Consider the following 14,829-nt stretch of genomic DNA (forward strand, 5'->3'; position numbering starts at 1 on the left):
CGCATTATAGCGCGTCGCGCCCCCATGGGGGCAAGGTGCCGACGTTACTCGAGGAATTGTGATGAAAGCCGTGCTACTCGATGCCGCCAGCCTCGGCGAGGATATCGACCTTACCCCCCTGCGTGAGCGGGTCGACCAGTTGGCGGTGCATGCCGCCACCGCTCCGGAGCAGTGCCGGGAGCGCCTCGAAGGCGCCCGGGTCGCCATCGTCAACAAGGTGGTCCTGGATGGCGAGCTGCTCGAGGGCCTGCCGGAGTTGAAGCTGATCTGCGTGCTGGCCACCGGCACCAACAATATCGACATGGCCGCCGCCGAGCGCCTGGGGATCAGGGTACGCAACGTCAGCGCCTATGGCACCGCCAGCGTGGCCCAGCACACCCTGATGCTGATGCTGGCCCTGGCCAACCGCCTGCCCCACTACCAGCGCCGGGTCGCCGCCGGCGACTGGGGGCGCAGCGATTTCTTCTGCCTGCTCTCCCCCACCACCCTGCAACTGGAAGGCAAGCGCCTGGTGATCGTCGGCCGGGGCGAGCTGGGACGCCGAGTCGGCGAGCTGGCCGAGGCCTTCGGCATGCGCGTCGACTATGCCGCCCGTCCCGGCCGGGAGGCCACGGACCCCCGCCCCGCCCTCGCCGAGCTGGCCCCCCGGGCCGACGTGCTGAGCCTGCACTGCCCGCTCACCGAGGCCACCCGGCACCTGGTCGACGCGACATTGCTGGCCCGGCTCAGGCCCGGCGCCCTGCTGATCAACTGCGCCCGGGGCGGCATCATCGACGAGGCGGCGGCGCTCGATGCGCTGCGCGAGGGCCGCCTCGGTGGCCTGGCAGTCGACAGCCTGCCCGAGGAACCGCCCCGCCACGGGCATGCGCTGATCGACGCCCTCGACGAGCCCCTTAACCTGATCGTCACCCCCCATAACGCCTGGATCACCCCGGAGGCCCGGGCCCGGGTGGTCCAGTTGACCGCCGAGAACCTGGCGCGGCCGCTGCCCTAGCTCGTGACATCGCTCGGCTGCGTGAAAGCACGCGAAGCGCTCCCCGGCTAGGCTAGTACCAGCCAGACCTCTCCGCTTTTTCTTTCCGGCCATCAGGCCGGACAGCAGGAAGGACGCCATGCTCTATAACCTGGGCTCCATCAATATCGATCATGTCTACCGGGTGCCGCATCTGGTGCGTCCCGGCGAGACCCTGGCCAGCCGCGACTACCAACGGGTGCTGGGCGGCAAGGGCGCCAACCAGTCCCTGGCCCTGGCCCGGGCCGGCGGGCGCGTCACTCACTGGGGGCGCCTGGGGCGCAGTGATGCCTGGGCGCTGACGCCCCTCGAGGAGGCCGGGGTGGCGCTCGGCGACATCGAGCTGGTCGACGCGCCCAGCGGCCATGCCCTGATCCAGGTGGACGACGATGGCGAGAACGCCATTATCCTCTACCCCGGCGCCAATCATGGCTTCGCGACGCCCACCCTGGAGGCCCTGATTGCCAAGGCCGAGCCCGGCGCCACCCTGCTGCTGCAGAACGAGTGCAACGGCCTGGCCGCGGCCATGGCGGCCGCCAAACAGCGCGGCCTGACCCTCGCCTTCAACCCGGCGCCCATGGACCAAGCCGTCGGGGAACTGCCACTGGAGTCCTGTGACCTGCTATTCGTCAACCGTGGCGAGGCCGCGGCCCTGGCCGGCCTCGCCGAGACCAGCCCCGCCTCGGCACTGCTCGAGGCCCTGGCCGAGCGCCTGCCCGAGGTGGAACTGGTGCTGACCCTGGGCGCGGACGGGGTCCAGTACCGCCACGGGGAGACGCACCTGCGCCTGGCCGCCCATCGGGTCGAGGCGGTGGATACCACCGCCGCCGGCGACACCTTTATCGGCGCTTTCCTGGCCGCCCGTCAGGCCGGCGCCGATATCGAGACCTGTTTGCGACGGGCCAGTACCGCCGCCGCCCTCTGCGTCCAGGTCCCCGGCGCCGCCCCCAGCATTCCCTGGGCGGAGGCGGTGGATGCCGCCCTCGCCGAATGGCCTCCCTGCCCCATGGAAAGCGACGAAAGCAACTAGGCCGATGCCCACTCACCTGGCCCCTACGGAGACAGCCCCATGAGTTATCCGATTATCTTCGATACCGACCCGGGCGTGGACGACGCCCAGGCCATCGCCATCGCCCTGCGCCATCCGGAGATCGAGCTGCTGGGCCTGACCACCACCTACGGCAACGTCGATATCGATGTCGCCACCCGCAATGCCCTGCTGCTCTGCGAGCTGGCCGGGCGCCGTATCCCTGTGGCCCAGGGCGCCGCCGGCCCGCTGGTCAAGCCCAAACACCCGGCCCCGGCGCATATTCATGGCGCCAACGGCCTGGGCAATATCGCGCTGCCGGAGGTACAGGGCCAGGCGGAGCCGATCAGTGCGGCGCAGTTTATCGTCGACACGGTCCGCGCCCGTCCCGGCGAGGTGACCCTGGTGGCGGTGGGCCCACTCGGCAACCTGGCCGCCGCCCTGCAACTCGACCCGGGCATCGTCGAGGCGGTCAAGCGGGTGGTCATCATGGGCGGCTCCATCAAGGAGGGAGGCAATGTCTCGCCGGTGGCGGAGGCCAATATCTTCAATGACCCCCATGCCGCCTCGCGGGTGCTCACCGCTGGCTGGCCGCTGACCCTGGTGGGCCTGGACGCCACCCATCGCTGCGTGCTGAGCCCCGCCGACATGGACGCCATCGCCGCCGGCCAGGGCGAGCTCGGCGCCGTGCTCAAGGGCAGCTACGCCTTCTATCGGGAGTTCTACCAGCAGGCCCTGGGCATCGATGGCTGCTGCCCCCACGACAGCTGCGCCTTGGCCTGGCTGCTGCGCCCGGAGCTCTTCACCACCGCCCGGGGCCACCTGAGCGTGATCACCGAGGGGGACGCCGCGGGGCAGACGCTGTTCGCCCCCGAGGGCCGTGCCTTTATCGACGAGCGCTGGTCCCGCACGCCCCTGGTGGAGGCCTGCCTGGGCGCCGATGGCCCCGCCGTGGTGCAGTGGATCGTCGATACCCTGAAATAGCTCAAGGAAGGCACCTAGAGGGTGATAAAGGCATCCGGGTCGCGGGGCGCCGCCTCTTCCAGGTTGACCTGGCTGACCCGGGCCTCGGGGGGGCCCTGCCAGAGCCACTGGGTCACGGCCCGGACCGCCTCCTCCTCGCCGCACAGCAACACCTCGACGCGACCATCCGGCAGGTTCTTGGCATAGCCGGTCAGCCCATGCTGCAGGGCCTGCTCCTGGGTCGCCCGGCGGTACCAGACCCCCTGTACCCGACCGCTGACCCAGGCCTTGATGCACTGCTTGCTCATGCTGGCTCCTCCCTTCGGCGACTCCGCCCGCGGCGGCCCGTTGCCCTCCTGTTCTAGCACCCGGCTTGCCATCCGCCAAGGGCTGGTCATTGTTCCCCTCTAGGCAGCGGCATCGCCGTTGGCTAATCTGAGGCACAGGGCCATAAGCCCGATAAGGCGACGCCACTACCCCTGGCGCTCGCATAACAATGAGTCACCCCACGAAGGGACCCCGCCATGTTCGATCATCCCGATTTCGACCACCATGAACAGGTGGTCTACGGCTGTGACGAGGCCAGCGGCCTCAAGGCGATCATCGCCATCCACAATACCCACCTGGGCCCCGCCCTGGGTGGCCTGCGCATCTTCCCCTACGCCAGCGACGGCGAAGCCCTCAGCGATGTGCTGCGGCTGTCCCGCGGCATGACCTACAAGTCGGCCCTGGCCGGCCTGCCCCTGGGGGGCGGCAAGGCGGTGATCATTGCCGACCCCAGGCGCGACAAGACCCCAGAGCTGCTGCGCGCCATGGGTCGATTGGTGGAACGCCTGGGCGGACGCTATATCACCGCCGAGGACTCCGGCAGCAGTGAGACGGACATGCAGTGGATCGCCGAGGAGACCGCTTATGTCACCGGCCTGCGCCGCAGCGCGGGCGAGTCCGGCGACCCCTCGCCCTTTACCGCCCTGGGGGTCTTTCACGGGCTGCGCGCCGCGGTGCGGCACGGCCTGGGACGCGATGATCTCGAGGGGGTACGCGTCGCCGTCCAGGGCGTCGGCAGCGTGGGGGCCCACCTGGCCCGCTCGCTCGAGAAAGCCGGCGCCAAGCTGGTGATCAGCGATATCGATGCCAGCGCCGTGGCGCGGCTCGCCGAGGAGCTCGGCGCGGCTACCCTCCCCCCCGGCGAGATCCTCGATGCCGAGGTGGATGTCTTCGCCCCCTGCGCCCTGGGTGGCGCCATCGATGAGGCCGCCTGCCGGCGACTCAAGGCCAGGGTGGTGGCGGGGGCGGCCAACAACCAGTTGGCGACGCCCGCCGCCGGCGAGGCCCTGCACCGTCGCGGCATCCTCTATGCGCCGGACTACGTGGCCAACGCCGGTGGCGTGATCGAGGTCGCCTGGCAGCGTCGCAGCGACTACGATCGCCAGGCGGTACTGGCCCAGGTGGAACGCATCGGCGCCACCCTGGAGACGATCTTTGCCCGCGCGAAGCGAGAGGGCAAGCGCCCCGAGCAGGTCGCCGACCGCCTGGCCGAGGAGCGCTTTCGCCCGGATCACCCGCGCGCCGCCTAGCTCATAGAACAGCTCCAACGACAGAGGCCGCGCCCTTAGGGCGCGGCCTTGGCGTCTCTAACCGCTGGGGCTATTCCAGCAGCTCGTGTTTGACCACCACGGCGGTTATTGACACCGGCACCATCACTCCAGCAGTTCGTACTTGACCACCACGGCGGTTATTGACACCGGCACCATCACTCCAGCAGTTCGTGCTTGACCACCACGGCGGTATTACGCGGCACGATGGTCTTGTTGCGGGCCAATAGATGGCACTTGGTAAAGGCCGCGCCATAGAGAAGAATCAGTGATGAGTAATAAACCCACAGCAGAATGATCACCACGGAGCCGGCGGCGCCATAGGTGGAGGCGGTGGCGGTATAGGCCAGATAGCTGGCGATGCCGTAGCGACCCAGGGCGAAGAGCACCGCCGTGACCAGGGCGCCGACCAGCACGTCCCGCCAGCCCAGCACCACGTCCGGCAGCACCTTGAAGATGGTCGCAAAGAGCGCCGCGATCATCGCCAGGGAGAGCAGGAATTCGGCACTGCCGGCCAGCATCCCCACCGCCGGCACCAGGTTCTCGGCATGCCCGAGCAGGCTCTTCACCATGACACCGAAGGCCAACGAGACCAGCAGGATAAAGCCGATGGCCAGCACGATGGTCAGCGACAGCACCCGATTCTTGATAAACACCAGCAGGCTGTTGCTGCTGGGCTTGGCGGTCACCCCCCAGAGGGTATTGAGGGAAAACTGCATCTGGGCGAAGACGGTGGTAGCACCCACCAGCAGGGCACCGACGCCCAGCAGGGTCGGCAACAGCCCCGACTCTTCGATCCGCGACTGAGCCACCGCCTGCTCGATGGCGGTGGCGGCATCGTGACCCATGGTGCCCTGGAGCTGCGCCACGATCTGTCCCTGGGCGGCTTCCTCGCCCAGCACCACGCCGATCACGGTGACCGCGATAATCACCGTGGGAGCCAGCGAGAAGAGGGTATAGAAGGCCAGCGAGCCGGCATAGCTGAAGGCGTTGCGCTCCAGCCATAAGCGAATGGCGTCATGCACGACACGCCACCAGAAGATCACCGTTTCCTTGATCACACCGCACTCCTTTGTCTGGCCGAGGCGCTCAGCATACCGTAAGGCCACCTCGGATGCCGAACGCTGGCCTCGCGGCTCGGTTGCCGCCTGCCGGAGGGCTCTCCATAATAGGCGCCACCGATCCTGGCGGAGTGCCCCATGCCCCCTACCCCCTCCGGGTACGATTTCGATTGCCTGGTCTTTATCGGCCGCTTCCAGCCCCCCCACCTCGGCCATTTGGCGGTGATCCACGAGGCCCTGAAACGGGCCCGGCAGGTGATCGTGCTGGTGGGCTCGGCCTGGCAAGCCCGTTCCCTGCGCAACCCCTGGCGCTTCGAGGAGCGTCACGACCTGCTGCGCAGCTGTTTCGATCCCGAGGAGAATGCCCGCCTGGAGATCGCGCCCCTGCTCGACGCCCTCTACAACGACGATGTCTGGGTGCGGGACGTGCAGCGCAAGGTGCGGGATATCGCCAGCCCGAGCCACGGCCGGCTGCCGCGCATCGGCCTGATCGGCGCCAGTCGCGGTCAGTCCAGCTACTACCTGACCCTCTTCCCCCAGTGGGAATCGGTGAGCGTGCCCCTGGTGGAGGGGATCGCCGCCACCCAGATCCGTGAGCGGCTGTTCCGCTCGCCCTCCTCCGCCGCCGACTACCTCACCACCGGTGCCCATCACGACCTGCCGCCCAGCGTGCACCACGCCCTGGAGGCCTTCGTGGAGCAGTCGGAGGCCTTCCAGCGCCTGTTGGAGGAGCAGCACCTGCTCAACCAGTACCGCAAGGCCTGGGAACAGGCCCCCTACCCGCCGATCTTCGTGACCGTCAATGCGGTGGTGGTACAGTCGGGGCATGTGCTGCTGGTGCGTCGCGCCGCGGCGCCGGGCAAGGGGCTGCTGGCCCTGCCCGGGGGCTTTATCAATTCCCATGAACGCTTGCTTGACGCCTGCCTGCGCGAACTGCGTGAACGGGTGCGCCTCAAGGTGCCGGAGCCGGTGCTCAAGGGCTCGTTGCGCGGCCAGCGCCTCTTCGACGAGCCCCACCGCAGCTGGCGGGGGCGCACCCTGGCCGAGGCCTTCTACTTCGCCCTGCGTCCCGAGCAGCAGCTCCCCCAGCTCAAGCCCGCCAAGGGCGGCGAACAGGCCCGCTGGGTGGCCCTGGCCGACCTCGAGCCGGAGACCCTGTTCGAGGACCACTTCTTTATTATCCAGAATTTCCTGGGGCTGCCCGCCGATTTCGGTACCCCCTGAACGCCTCGGGGGCGCCCCAAGGCGCCCCCGATGGTTTATCGCCCGGCCTCCCTCCTAGCCCTGCAGGAAATCCCGCGGCAGCTTCATCATCTGCCGCCACAGCTTCTCGACGCCGGGTTTATGCACCAGGGAGCAGCGATAGAGACGGATCTCCAGCGGCACGTCCCAGGTGGACTCACCGGCGCGCACCAGGCGCCCGCTGGCCAGCTCCTCGCGGATACAGAAGTCGGGAATCCAGGCCATCCCCACCCCCTGCATCACCATGCCCTTGAGGCCCTCCGCCATGGCGGTCTCGTAGACGGTGCGCAGGCGCAGGCGCAGCGGGTCATTCTTGAGCAGCATGCGCACGCTGCGTCCCAGGAAGGCACCCTGGGTGTAGGAGAGGTAGGGAATCGAGCCTTCGCCCTCCAGGGAAAAGCGGGGAGCGCCGTCGCCGTCGGGCAGGCAGACCGGAATCATCTTCACCTGGCCGATGGAGAAGGAGGGAAAGACCTTGGCGTCGAGCTGCATGGTGGCGTAAGGATCGTAGTAGCCCAGCATCAGGTCACAGTTGCCCTCTCGCAGCACATGAATCGCCTCCCCCATGTTCATGGCCACCAGCCGGGTGGGCAACTCGCCGGTGCCCTGCTGCAGGCGCGAGATCCACTGAGGGTAGAAGGTCAGGGCCAGGGAGTGGGCGGCGACGATATCCAGGGCCTCGTTGGCCATGGAGACGCCGCGCAGGTGCCCCAGGCACTCGTTGAGCTGCTCCACCAGGTGACGCGCCGTGACCAGGAACAGCTGCCCCTCGGGAGTCAGACCCACCGGGGTGGTGGAGCGATCCACCAGGGTCACCCCCACGGCCTGTTCCAGGGAACGAATGCGCCGGCTGAAGGCGGGCTGGGTCACATGGCGCTGGCGCGCCGAGGCCGAGAAACTGCGGGTATTGGCCAGGGCGACGAAGTCTTCCAGCCATTTGGTTTCGAGGTTCACCACGACTCCCGATGGACGACAGGGCAACAGGCGGCGGGACGCCGCACCGAAGCGGGTAATTTAGCGGTAAGTCGATAATAGGCCAAGGGGCGGCGTCGGCTTTTCGCAAGCCGTCCGTCCGGCGACGCAAGCCTCACTGTATCGTTGATATCGGGTAGCCGGCATCGGCTTTCCGAAAGCGCCCCCTCCGCCGAGACAAGTCTCATTGCATGGGCGACATCAGATAGGCGGCCCGGGAGATCAGCTTGCGCCACAGGGCACGCCCCTCGATCTCCTCGTAGCCGATGCGCCGGCAGGCGGCGAAGTCCTGCTCCAGCATCAGGCGCACCTCGGCGGCGAAGCGGCGATCCGGCACGAAGGCGGTGATCTCGAAGTTGAGCCGGAAGGAGCGATTGTCCAGGTTGATGGTCCCCACGCTGGCGCTGTGATCGTCGATCAGCATCACCTTCTGGTGCAGGAAGCCCGGCTGGTAGCGGTAGACCTTGACCCCCGCCTTGAGCATATCCGGCAGGAAGGAGAAGGCCGAGAGGAAGACCAGCAGATGGTCGGGGCGTTCGGGGATCATGATGCGCACGTCCACCCCACGCATGGCGGCCAGACGCAGGGCATCCTGGACGCCCTGGTCCGGGACGAAATAGGGGCTGGTCACCCAGAGCCGTTCCTCGGCGCTATGAATGGCCTGCTGCACCAGCAGGCTGGCGGTGTCCTGGCGATCGGCGGGCCCCGAAGGGACGATCACCACGTTCTGGCACTCCTCGCAGGTGCTGCGCGGCTCCCACTCCAGGCTCAACACCTCGTCGGTGGCCCAGTGCCAGTCCTCCCAGAAGGCCTCCTGCAGGCCCAGCACGCTCGGCCCCTCCAGCTTCAGGTGGGTATCCCGCCAGGCACCGTGCCTGGCGTCCTGTCCCAGGTACTCCACACCCACGTTGAAGCCCCCCAGCCAGCCCTGATGACCGTCCACCACCAGCACCTTGCGGTGATTGCGGAAATTGAGCTGGAAACGGTGCCGCCAGCCGCGGGAGGAGTTGAAGGCGCTGACATGCACCCCGGCCTCCGTCAGGTCCTTGAGGTAACCGTCGCCGAGCTTGTGGCTGCCGATCTCGTCGTAGAGGAAGTAGACCCGCACGCCCCGCTCCGCGGCTCGCTCCAGGCGGCGCTTCAGCTCATGGCCCAGGGCATCGCCGCGGACGATAAAGAACTGCACCAGCAGATACTCCTCCGCCGCCTCGATACCGGCGAAGAGGCTTTCGAAGGTGGCCTCGCCATCGATCAGCAGTTGGGCGCGGTTGCCGCTGGTCAGCGGCATCATGGCCAGCTGCTCCACGGCGCGGATATCGCCATGACCGGGATCGGCCCGATAGGGCTCCAGGCGCTCCCGGTAGCCGATCAGCACCCGGCGCAGCACGGTGTCGCGCTCGCCCCGGGCGGAGACATAGCCGTAGAAGCGTGGACGACCGAAGACCCAGTAGGCGGGCAAGGCCACATAGGGAAAGGTGACCAGGGAGATGATCCAGGCCACGGCACCCTGGGAAGTGCGACTGGACATCAGGGCAAGCAGCGCCGACAGGATACCCAGCACATGTATCAGGAAGATACCCAGGCCCAGTAACCAGGCGGTCATGAATGACTCCTTCTACGAGACGACGGCGGCCCCGCGGCCCCGGCCGCTTCGCTTGCGCAAAGGCGGTCGAGGCCGGCGGGGCCAACCCAAGATATCAGAATAAGCGGCGTCTTATCGCCTCCGGGCTCAGGAAGCCTTGGCGGCGATGATCTCCTTCCACTTGGCGGGCCCGGTCTGATGCACCGAGGTACCCTGGCTATCCACCGCCACGGTCACCGGCATGTCCTCCACCTCGAACTCATAGATGGCTTCCATGCCCAGATCCTCGAAGCCCACCACCCGGGATTGCTTGATGGCCTGGGCCACCAGATAAGCGGCGCCGCCCACGGCCATCAGATAGACCGCCTGGTTATCGCGGATCGCCTCGATGGCGACCGGGCCACGCTCGGCCTTGCCGACCATGCCCAGCAGGCCGGTCTCCTCGAGCATGGTGCGGGTGAACTTGTCCATGCGAGTCGCCGTGGTGGGACCGGCCGGCCCCACCACCTCGTCACCCACCGGATCCACCGGGCCCACGTAATAGATAAAGCGCCCCTTCAGGTCCACCGGCAGCGGCTCGCCCTTGCCGATCATGTCGACCATGCGCTTGTGGGCGGCGTCGCGGCCGGTGAGCAGCTTGCCGTTGAGCAGGAGGGTGTCGCCGGGCTGCCAGCTCTGCACCTCTTCCGGGGTGACTTCGTCCAGGTTGACGCGCTTGACGTTGTCGCCGGCCTCCCGGGTGATCTCCGGCCAATCCTCCAGCTTGGGGGCCGGCAGGGCCGCGGGGCCGCTGCCATCCAGGCTGAAGTGGGCGTGACGGGTCGCGGCGCAGTTGGGGATGATCGCCACCGGCTTGTTGGCGGCATGGGTCGGATAGTCCTTGACCTTGATATCGAGCACCGTGGTCAGGCCGCCCAGGCCCTGGGCGCCGATGCCGCTCCGGTTGACCTTGTCGAACAGCTCCAGGCGCAGCTCCTCGGCACGGTTGGAAGCGCCGCGGGCCTGCAGCTCCTGGATGTCGATGGGATCAAGCAGCGCCTCCTTGGCGATCTCCATGGCCTTCTCGGCGGTACCGCCGATGCCGATGCCCAGCATTCCGGGCGGACACCAGCCGGCGCCCATCTTGGGCAGCTGCTCCAGCACCCAGTCGACCACGTTGTCGGAGGGGTTGAGCATGGCGAACTTGGACTTGGCCTCACTGCCGCCGCCCTTGGCGGCCACATGCACCTCGACGCTGTCGCCGGGAACGAGCTTGTGGTGGATGATCGCCGGAGTATTGTCGCCGGTGTTCTTGCGGGCGCCGTCCGGGTCGGCCAGCACCGAGGCGCGCAGCACGTTGTCGGGGAGCTGGTAGGCGCGACGCACCCCTTCGTTGATCATGTCGTCGAGGCTCATCTCGGCATCCCAGCGCACGTTCATGCCGACATGCACGAAGACGGTGACGATGCCGGTGTCCTGGCAGATCGGACGATGGCCCAGGGCACACATCCGCGAGTTGATCAGGATCTGGGCGATGGCATCCTTGGCCGCCGGATTCTCCTCCCGCTGGTAGGCTTCATGCATGGCATCGATGAAGTCCTTGGGGTGGTAGTAGGAGATGTACTGGAGGGCGTCGGCCACGCTCTGGATCAGGTCATCCTGGCGGATCACGGTCATTAGGAGGAACTCCTTGGCTAGTCGGGTCGTGCCTATGGCCGTCGGGTCGCGAGCCATTAGGCGGCGAAGATTATACCCGATCCCCCCTGCTCACGGTACGGACTTACCCCAAGGTCGCACTGGGCATAAGGTGGCCAATATAAGATAACGGTATAAATTCGATCTCCTTATCTCCCTCCCCTGCTCACTCGCCGGCAGCAAGGGTGGCCCCTAGACCGCGCCCAGCGCCAATTGCCGCTCCTTCAGCTCATGGAGACGGTCGCGCAGCCGCGCCGCCTCCTCGAACTCCAGGTTCTGGGCCGCCTCGAACATGGCGTCCTCCAGGCGAGACACCTCCTTGACCAAGGCCTCGGGAGACAGTGCCGCCGGATCGTAGATACCCTGGGGTTCGGCCACCTTGCGCTCGCCGCGTCGGCGGCTGCCCTTCTTGCCCGGTGCCTGGGCCGCCTCGAGGATATCGGCCACCGACCGGGTCACCGTCTGCGGGGTGATACCGTGCTCTGCGTTATGGGCCAGCTGCTTCGCCCGGCGCCGCTCGGTCTCGTCCATGGCGCGGCGCATGGAGTCGGTGATGCGATCGCCATACAGCAGCGCCTTGCCGTTGGCGTTGCGCGCCGCCCGGCCGATGGTCTGGATCAGCGAGCGTTCGGCGCGCAGGAAGCCCTCCTTGTCCGCATCGAGGATCGCCACCAAGGAGACCTCGGGAATATCCAGGCCCTCGCGCAGCAGGTTGATCCCCACCAGCACGTCGAATTCGCCGAGGCGCAGGTCGCGGATGATTTCGACCCGCTCCACGGTATCGATATCCGAGTGCAGGTAGCGCACCCGCACGCCGTGCTCGTCCAGGTAGTCGGTGAGGTCCTCCGCCATGCGCTTGGTCAGGGTGGTCACCAGCACCCGCTCCCCCACCGCGGTGCGCAGGTGAATCTCCGAGAGCAGGTCATCCACCTGGGTGGAGGCCGGGCGCACCTCGATCTGCGGGTCGACCAGGCCGGTGGGGCGCACCACCTGCTCGACCACCTGGCCGGCGTGCTCCGCCTCATAGTTGCCCGGCGTGGCGGAGACGAAGATGGTCTGGGGGGAGATCCGCTCCCACTCCTCGAATTTCATGGGGCGATTGTCCAGGGCCGAGGGCAGGCGGAAGCCGTACTCCACCAGGGTCTCCTTGCGGGAACGGTCGCCCTTGTACATGCCCCCCACCTGGGGAACGCTGACGTGACTCTCGTCGATAAACAGCAGCGCATCGTCCGGCAGGTAGTCGAAGAAGGTGGGCGGCGGCTCCCCGGGATTGCGCCCGGAGAGGTAGCGGGAGTAGTTCTCGATGCCGTTGCAGTAGCCCAGCTCCAGCATCATCTCCAGGTCATAGTGGGTGCGCTGCTCCAGGCGCTGCGCCTCCACCAGCTTGTCGTGCTTGCGCAACCAGTCGAGGCGCTCCACGAGCTCCGCCTTGATCGACTCGGTGGCCTCGAGAATGGTCTCCCGGGGCGTCACATAGTGGCTCTTGGGGTAGATGGTCATACGCGGCACCTGCCCCCGCACCTCGCCGGTCAGGGGATCGAAGAGGCGAATGGAGTCGATCTCGTCATCGAAGAGCTCCACCCGCACCGCCTCGTCCTCGGCGTCCGCCGGGAAGATATCGATCACATCGCCGCGCACCCGGTAGGTGCCGCGGCGGAAGTCCATGTCGTTGCGGGTGTACTGCAGCTCGGCCAGGCGGCGCAGGAAGTCGCGCTGATGAATCAGCTCGCCGCGGGTGAAGTGCAGGCGCATCTTGAGGTACTGGTCGGGATCCCCCAGGCCGTAGATGGCCGACACCGAGACCACGATCAGGGCATCGCGCCGCTCCAGCAGCGCCTTGGTGGCGGAGAGGCGCATCTGCTCGATATGGTCGTTGATCGAGGCGTCCTTCTCGATAAAGGTGTCCGAGGCGGGCACATAGGCCTCGGGCTGGTAATAGTCGTAGTAGGAGACGAAGTACTCGACGGCGTTATCGGGGAAGAAGGCCTTGAATTCACCGTAGAGCTGGGCCGCCAGGGTCTTGTTGGGCGCCATGACGATGGTCGGACGCTGCAACCGCTCCACCACATTGGCCATGGTGAAGGTCTTGCCGGAGCCGGTCACCCCCAGCAGCGTCTGATGCGCGAGCCCCGCCTCCAGCCCCCCGACCAGTCCATCGATGGCCGCGGGCTGATCGCCGGCGGGCTGGAACTTGGATGCCAGTCGAAAGGGCTTGCTCATGCTATTGCCTCCATCAGGGTGCCAAAGGAGCGTCTCTCAAGATAACGGTATAAATCGACAAGGGGGACTACTTGGCCTCGACCCCGAGCTTCTTGACCTCGCCGATCAGCGCCTGGCGACTGACCCGCCCCTCCACTTCGGCGCCATGGCGCCCCACCTCGACGCTTTCGACGCCCTCCATCATCATCAGGGCGGTGGTGATACGGTTGATCAGTTCGACGTCTTCGACGCCCTCGAATTCCAGAGAGTAGTGAGCCATGGCCACACCTTGCTGTCGGAGGGAAAGACGCCCAGTTTACCATGGCCGCGGCGTCGGCTTGAGCCCCGATGCCCAGGGCTCGCCGATGTCGATAGCAAGAAACCGAGGATCGGCCCGGGAGAGCGCCTGCGGTATCATGGCCTGATGATGACGACGCATCGCCGACTAGGGAGATCCCGATGATTGATTGGAGCATTTTGGACGAGGCCCGGCTGCTCGATGCCGAGCGTCTCGACTTCCCCACCCCCGAACCGGCCCGGCGCGCCCTGGACGCCACGGTGGTTGCCCCGCTCGCCCACCTGGGCGTGCTGGAGGTCGGCGGCGCCGATGCGGCGCGCTTCCTGCAGGGCCAAGCCAGCGCCCAGGTCGACCTGGCCGACGGCGACTTCGCCCCCCTGACCTGCTTCTGCTCCGCCAAGGGACGCATGCTGGCCAATGCTCAGTTGCTGCGCCGCTCGGAGCATAGCTACTGGCTGATCCTCTCCCGGGACCTGGTGACGCCCCTGGCGGAGCACCTGGGCAAGTTCGCCCCCTTCTACAAGACCCGCCTGACGCCCCGGGACGATATCGCCCTGCTCGGGCTGATCGGCCAGGAGGCGCCGGCCCTGGCGGAGGCCCGGCTGGATATCGTGCCACCGGCGACCTGGCATCAGGTGGTTCATGACGATCTGCTGGTGCTGCGCCACCCGGGGCCACGCCCGCGGCTGCTGCTCGCCCTGCCCGAGGCACGCCTCGCCGAGACCTGGCGGGACCTTAGCGCCCAGGCCCTGCCGGTGGGCAATGCCATCTGGCGCCTGCACGATATTCAGGCGGGCCTGGCCTGGATTCGTGCCGAGCAGGCCGACGCCTATCTGCCGCAGATGGTCAACTGGGAGGCCCTGGGTGGCATCAGCTTCAAGAAGGGCTGTTATACCGGCCAGGAGGTGGTGGCCCGGGCGCATTTCCGCGGTCAGGTAAAGAAGCGCCTGGTGCGCGCCCAACTGGAAGGCGACAAGCTGCCGGCAGCGGGGAGTGCGGTGGAGGATGCCGCCGGCAAGGCCATGGGGGACGTGCTCTCCGCGGAACTGGACGCCTATGGCCAGGCAGAGATCCTGGCGGTGCTCAGCACCAAGGAGGACCCGGGCCCCTTGACGGTGGAGGGCCAGGCCCTCAAGCGCCTCAAGCTGCCCTACGCCATCGAGCGCCTCGACCCGGAGGCACTGGCCGACAAGGGCTGAGTCCC

Annotated in this window: 13 protein-coding genes; 6 read left to right on the forward strand and 7 right to left on the reverse strand. The window is 67.3% G+C overall.

Annotated elements, in window-relative coordinates; genetic code table 11:
- Positions 1-61: 61 nt before the first annotated feature.
- The 3 genes from ACQ1W9_RS10040 to ACQ1W9_RS10050 all read left to right on the forward strand — a co-directional run bounded on the left by ACQ1W9_RS10040 (position 62) and on the right by ACQ1W9_RS10050 (position 3,023).
- Positions 62-994, forward strand: a complete 933-nt coding sequence (locus ACQ1W9_RS10040; RefSeq protein WP_431023252.1) for a D-2-hydroxyacid dehydrogenase — start codon at positions 62-64, stop codon at positions 992-994.
- Positions 995-1,112: 118 nt separating this feature from the next.
- On the forward strand, positions 1,113-2,042 hold the full coding sequence (locus tag ACQ1W9_RS10045) for a ribokinase (RefSeq protein ID WP_431023253.1): 930 nt from the start codon (positions 1,113-1,115) through the stop codon (positions 2,040-2,042).
- A gap of 39 nt (positions 2,043-2,081) precedes the next feature.
- Positions 2,082-3,023 (forward strand): nucleoside hydrolase, encoded by a 942-nt coding sequence (locus ACQ1W9_RS10050; RefSeq protein WP_431023254.1) that lies wholly within the window; start codon positions 2,082-2,084, stop codon positions 3,021-3,023.
- 14 nt (positions 3,024-3,037) lie between these two features.
- Here the strand turns inward: ACQ1W9_RS10050 and yccX are convergent, their stop codons facing one another.
- Positions 3,038-3,310 carry an acylphosphatase gene (yccX, locus tag ACQ1W9_RS10055; protein WP_431023255.1) on the reverse strand — a complete coding sequence of 91 codons (273 nt, stop codon included), beginning with the start codon at positions 3,308-3,310 and terminating at the stop codon, positions 3,038-3,040.
- 216 nt (positions 3,311-3,526) lie between these two features.
- On the opposite strand from yccX, the gene ACQ1W9_RS10060 reads away from it, so the two are divergent.
- Complete coding sequence (locus tag ACQ1W9_RS10060) at positions 3,527-4,579, forward strand: Glu/Leu/Phe/Val family dehydrogenase (RefSeq protein WP_346062458.1); 1,053 nt, start codon at positions 3,527-3,529, stop codon at positions 4,577-4,579.
- Positions 4,580-4,755: 176 nt separating this feature from the next.
- Here the strand turns inward: ACQ1W9_RS10060 and ACQ1W9_RS10065 are convergent, their stop codons facing one another.
- Positions 4,756-5,658 carry a YihY/virulence factor BrkB family protein gene (locus tag ACQ1W9_RS10065; protein ID WP_431023256.1) on the reverse strand — a complete coding sequence of 301 codons (903 nt, stop codon included), beginning with the start codon at positions 5,656-5,658 and terminating at the stop codon, positions 4,756-4,758.
- A gap of 138 nt (positions 5,659-5,796) precedes the next feature.
- On the opposite strand from ACQ1W9_RS10065, the gene ACQ1W9_RS10070 reads away from it, so the two are divergent.
- Complete coding sequence (locus ACQ1W9_RS10070) at positions 5,797-6,882, forward strand: bifunctional nicotinamide-nucleotide adenylyltransferase/Nudix hydroxylase (protein ID WP_431023257.1); 1,086 nt, start codon at positions 5,797-5,799, stop codon at positions 6,880-6,882.
- Positions 6,883-6,936: 54 nt separating this feature from the next.
- Here the strand turns inward: ACQ1W9_RS10070 and ACQ1W9_RS10075 are convergent, their stop codons facing one another.
- From ACQ1W9_RS10075 to ACQ1W9_RS10095, 5 genes are all read right to left on the reverse strand, one after another.
- Positions 6,937-7,854: a LysR substrate-binding domain-containing protein gene (locus ACQ1W9_RS10075; RefSeq protein ID WP_431023258.1), complete on the reverse strand. Its 918-nt coding sequence runs from the start codon at positions 7,852-7,854 to the stop codon at positions 6,937-6,939.
- Positions 7,855-8,056: 202 nt separating this feature from the next.
- Positions 8,057-9,475, reverse strand: a complete 1,419-nt coding sequence (gene cls / locus ACQ1W9_RS10080) for a cardiolipin synthase (protein WP_431023259.1) — start codon at positions 9,473-9,475, stop codon at positions 8,057-8,059.
- Between the two features lie 126 nt (positions 9,476-9,601).
- Positions 9,602-11,110 carry a fumarate hydratase gene (locus tag ACQ1W9_RS10085; protein ID WP_346062463.1) on the reverse strand — a complete coding sequence of 503 codons (1,509 nt, stop codon included), beginning with the start codon at positions 11,108-11,110 and terminating at the stop codon, positions 9,602-9,604.
- Positions 11,111-11,320: 210 nt separating this feature from the next.
- On the reverse strand, positions 11,321-13,348 hold the full coding sequence (gene uvrB / locus ACQ1W9_RS10090; RefSeq protein WP_431023260.1) for an excinuclease ABC subunit UvrB: 2,028 nt from the start codon (positions 13,346-13,348) through the stop codon (positions 11,321-11,323).
- A gap of 67 nt (positions 13,349-13,415) precedes the next feature.
- Positions 13,416-13,607, reverse strand: coding sequence for a hypothetical protein (locus ACQ1W9_RS10095; protein ID WP_346062465.1), 192 nt, complete (start codon positions 13,605-13,607; stop codon positions 13,416-13,418).
- 179 nt (positions 13,608-13,786) lie between these two features.
- Here ACQ1W9_RS10095 and ACQ1W9_RS10100 point away from each other — a divergent pair, with 179 nt between their 5' ends.
- Entirely contained in the window at positions 13,787-14,824 is a 1,038-nt protein-coding gene (locus tag ACQ1W9_RS10100; RefSeq protein ID WP_431023261.1) for a YgfZ/GcvT domain-containing protein, read from the forward strand.
- Positions 14,825-14,829: the final 5 nt, after the last annotated feature.

Origin of the sequence: Halomonas sp. H5 (assembly GCF_050613175.1) — a bacterium.
Lineage (GTDB): Bacteria > Pseudomonadota > Gammaproteobacteria > Pseudomonadales > Halomonadaceae > Bisbaumannia > Bisbaumannia salifodinae.

Bases quoted from the DNA above. Each gene is read 5' to 3' on its own strand.
- ACQ1W9_RS10040 (WP_431023252.1), top strand. From the start codon at position 62: ATGAAAGCCGTGCTACTCGATGCCGCCAGCCTCGGCGAGGATATCGAC.
- ACQ1W9_RS10045 (WP_431023253.1), top strand. From the start codon at position 1,113: ATGCTCTATAACCTGGGCTCCATCAATATCGATCATGTCTACCGGGTG.
- ACQ1W9_RS10050 (WP_431023254.1), top strand. From the start codon at position 2,082: ATGAGTTATCCGATTATCTTCGATACCGACCCGGGCGTGGACGACGCC.
- yccX (WP_431023255.1), bottom strand. From the start codon at position 3,310: ATGAGCAAGCAGTGCATCAAGGCCTGGGTCAGCGGTCGGGTACAGGGG.
- ACQ1W9_RS10060 (WP_346062458.1), top strand. From the start codon at position 3,527: ATGTTCGATCATCCCGATTTCGACCACCATGAACAGGTGGTCTACGGC.
- ACQ1W9_RS10070 (WP_431023257.1), top strand. From the start codon at position 5,797: ATGCCCCCTACCCCCTCCGGGTACGATTTCGATTGCCTGGTCTTTATC.
- cls (WP_431023259.1), bottom strand. From the start codon at position 9,475: ATGACCGCCTGGTTACTGGGCCTGGGTATCTTCCTGATACATGTGCTG.
- ACQ1W9_RS10085 (WP_346062463.1), bottom strand. From the start codon at position 11,110: ATGACCGTGATCCGCCAGGATGACCTGATCCAGAGCGTGGCCGACGCC.
- uvrB (WP_431023260.1), bottom strand. From the start codon at position 13,348: ATGAGCAAGCCCTTTCGACTGGCATCCAAGTTCCAGCCCGCCGGCGAT.
- ACQ1W9_RS10095 (WP_346062465.1), bottom strand. From the start codon at position 13,607: ATGGCTCACTACTCTCTGGAATTCGAGGGCGTCGAAGACGTCGAACTG.
- ACQ1W9_RS10100 (WP_431023261.1), top strand. From the start codon at position 13,787: ATGATTGATTGGAGCATTTTGGACGAGGCCCGGCTGCTCGATGCCGAG.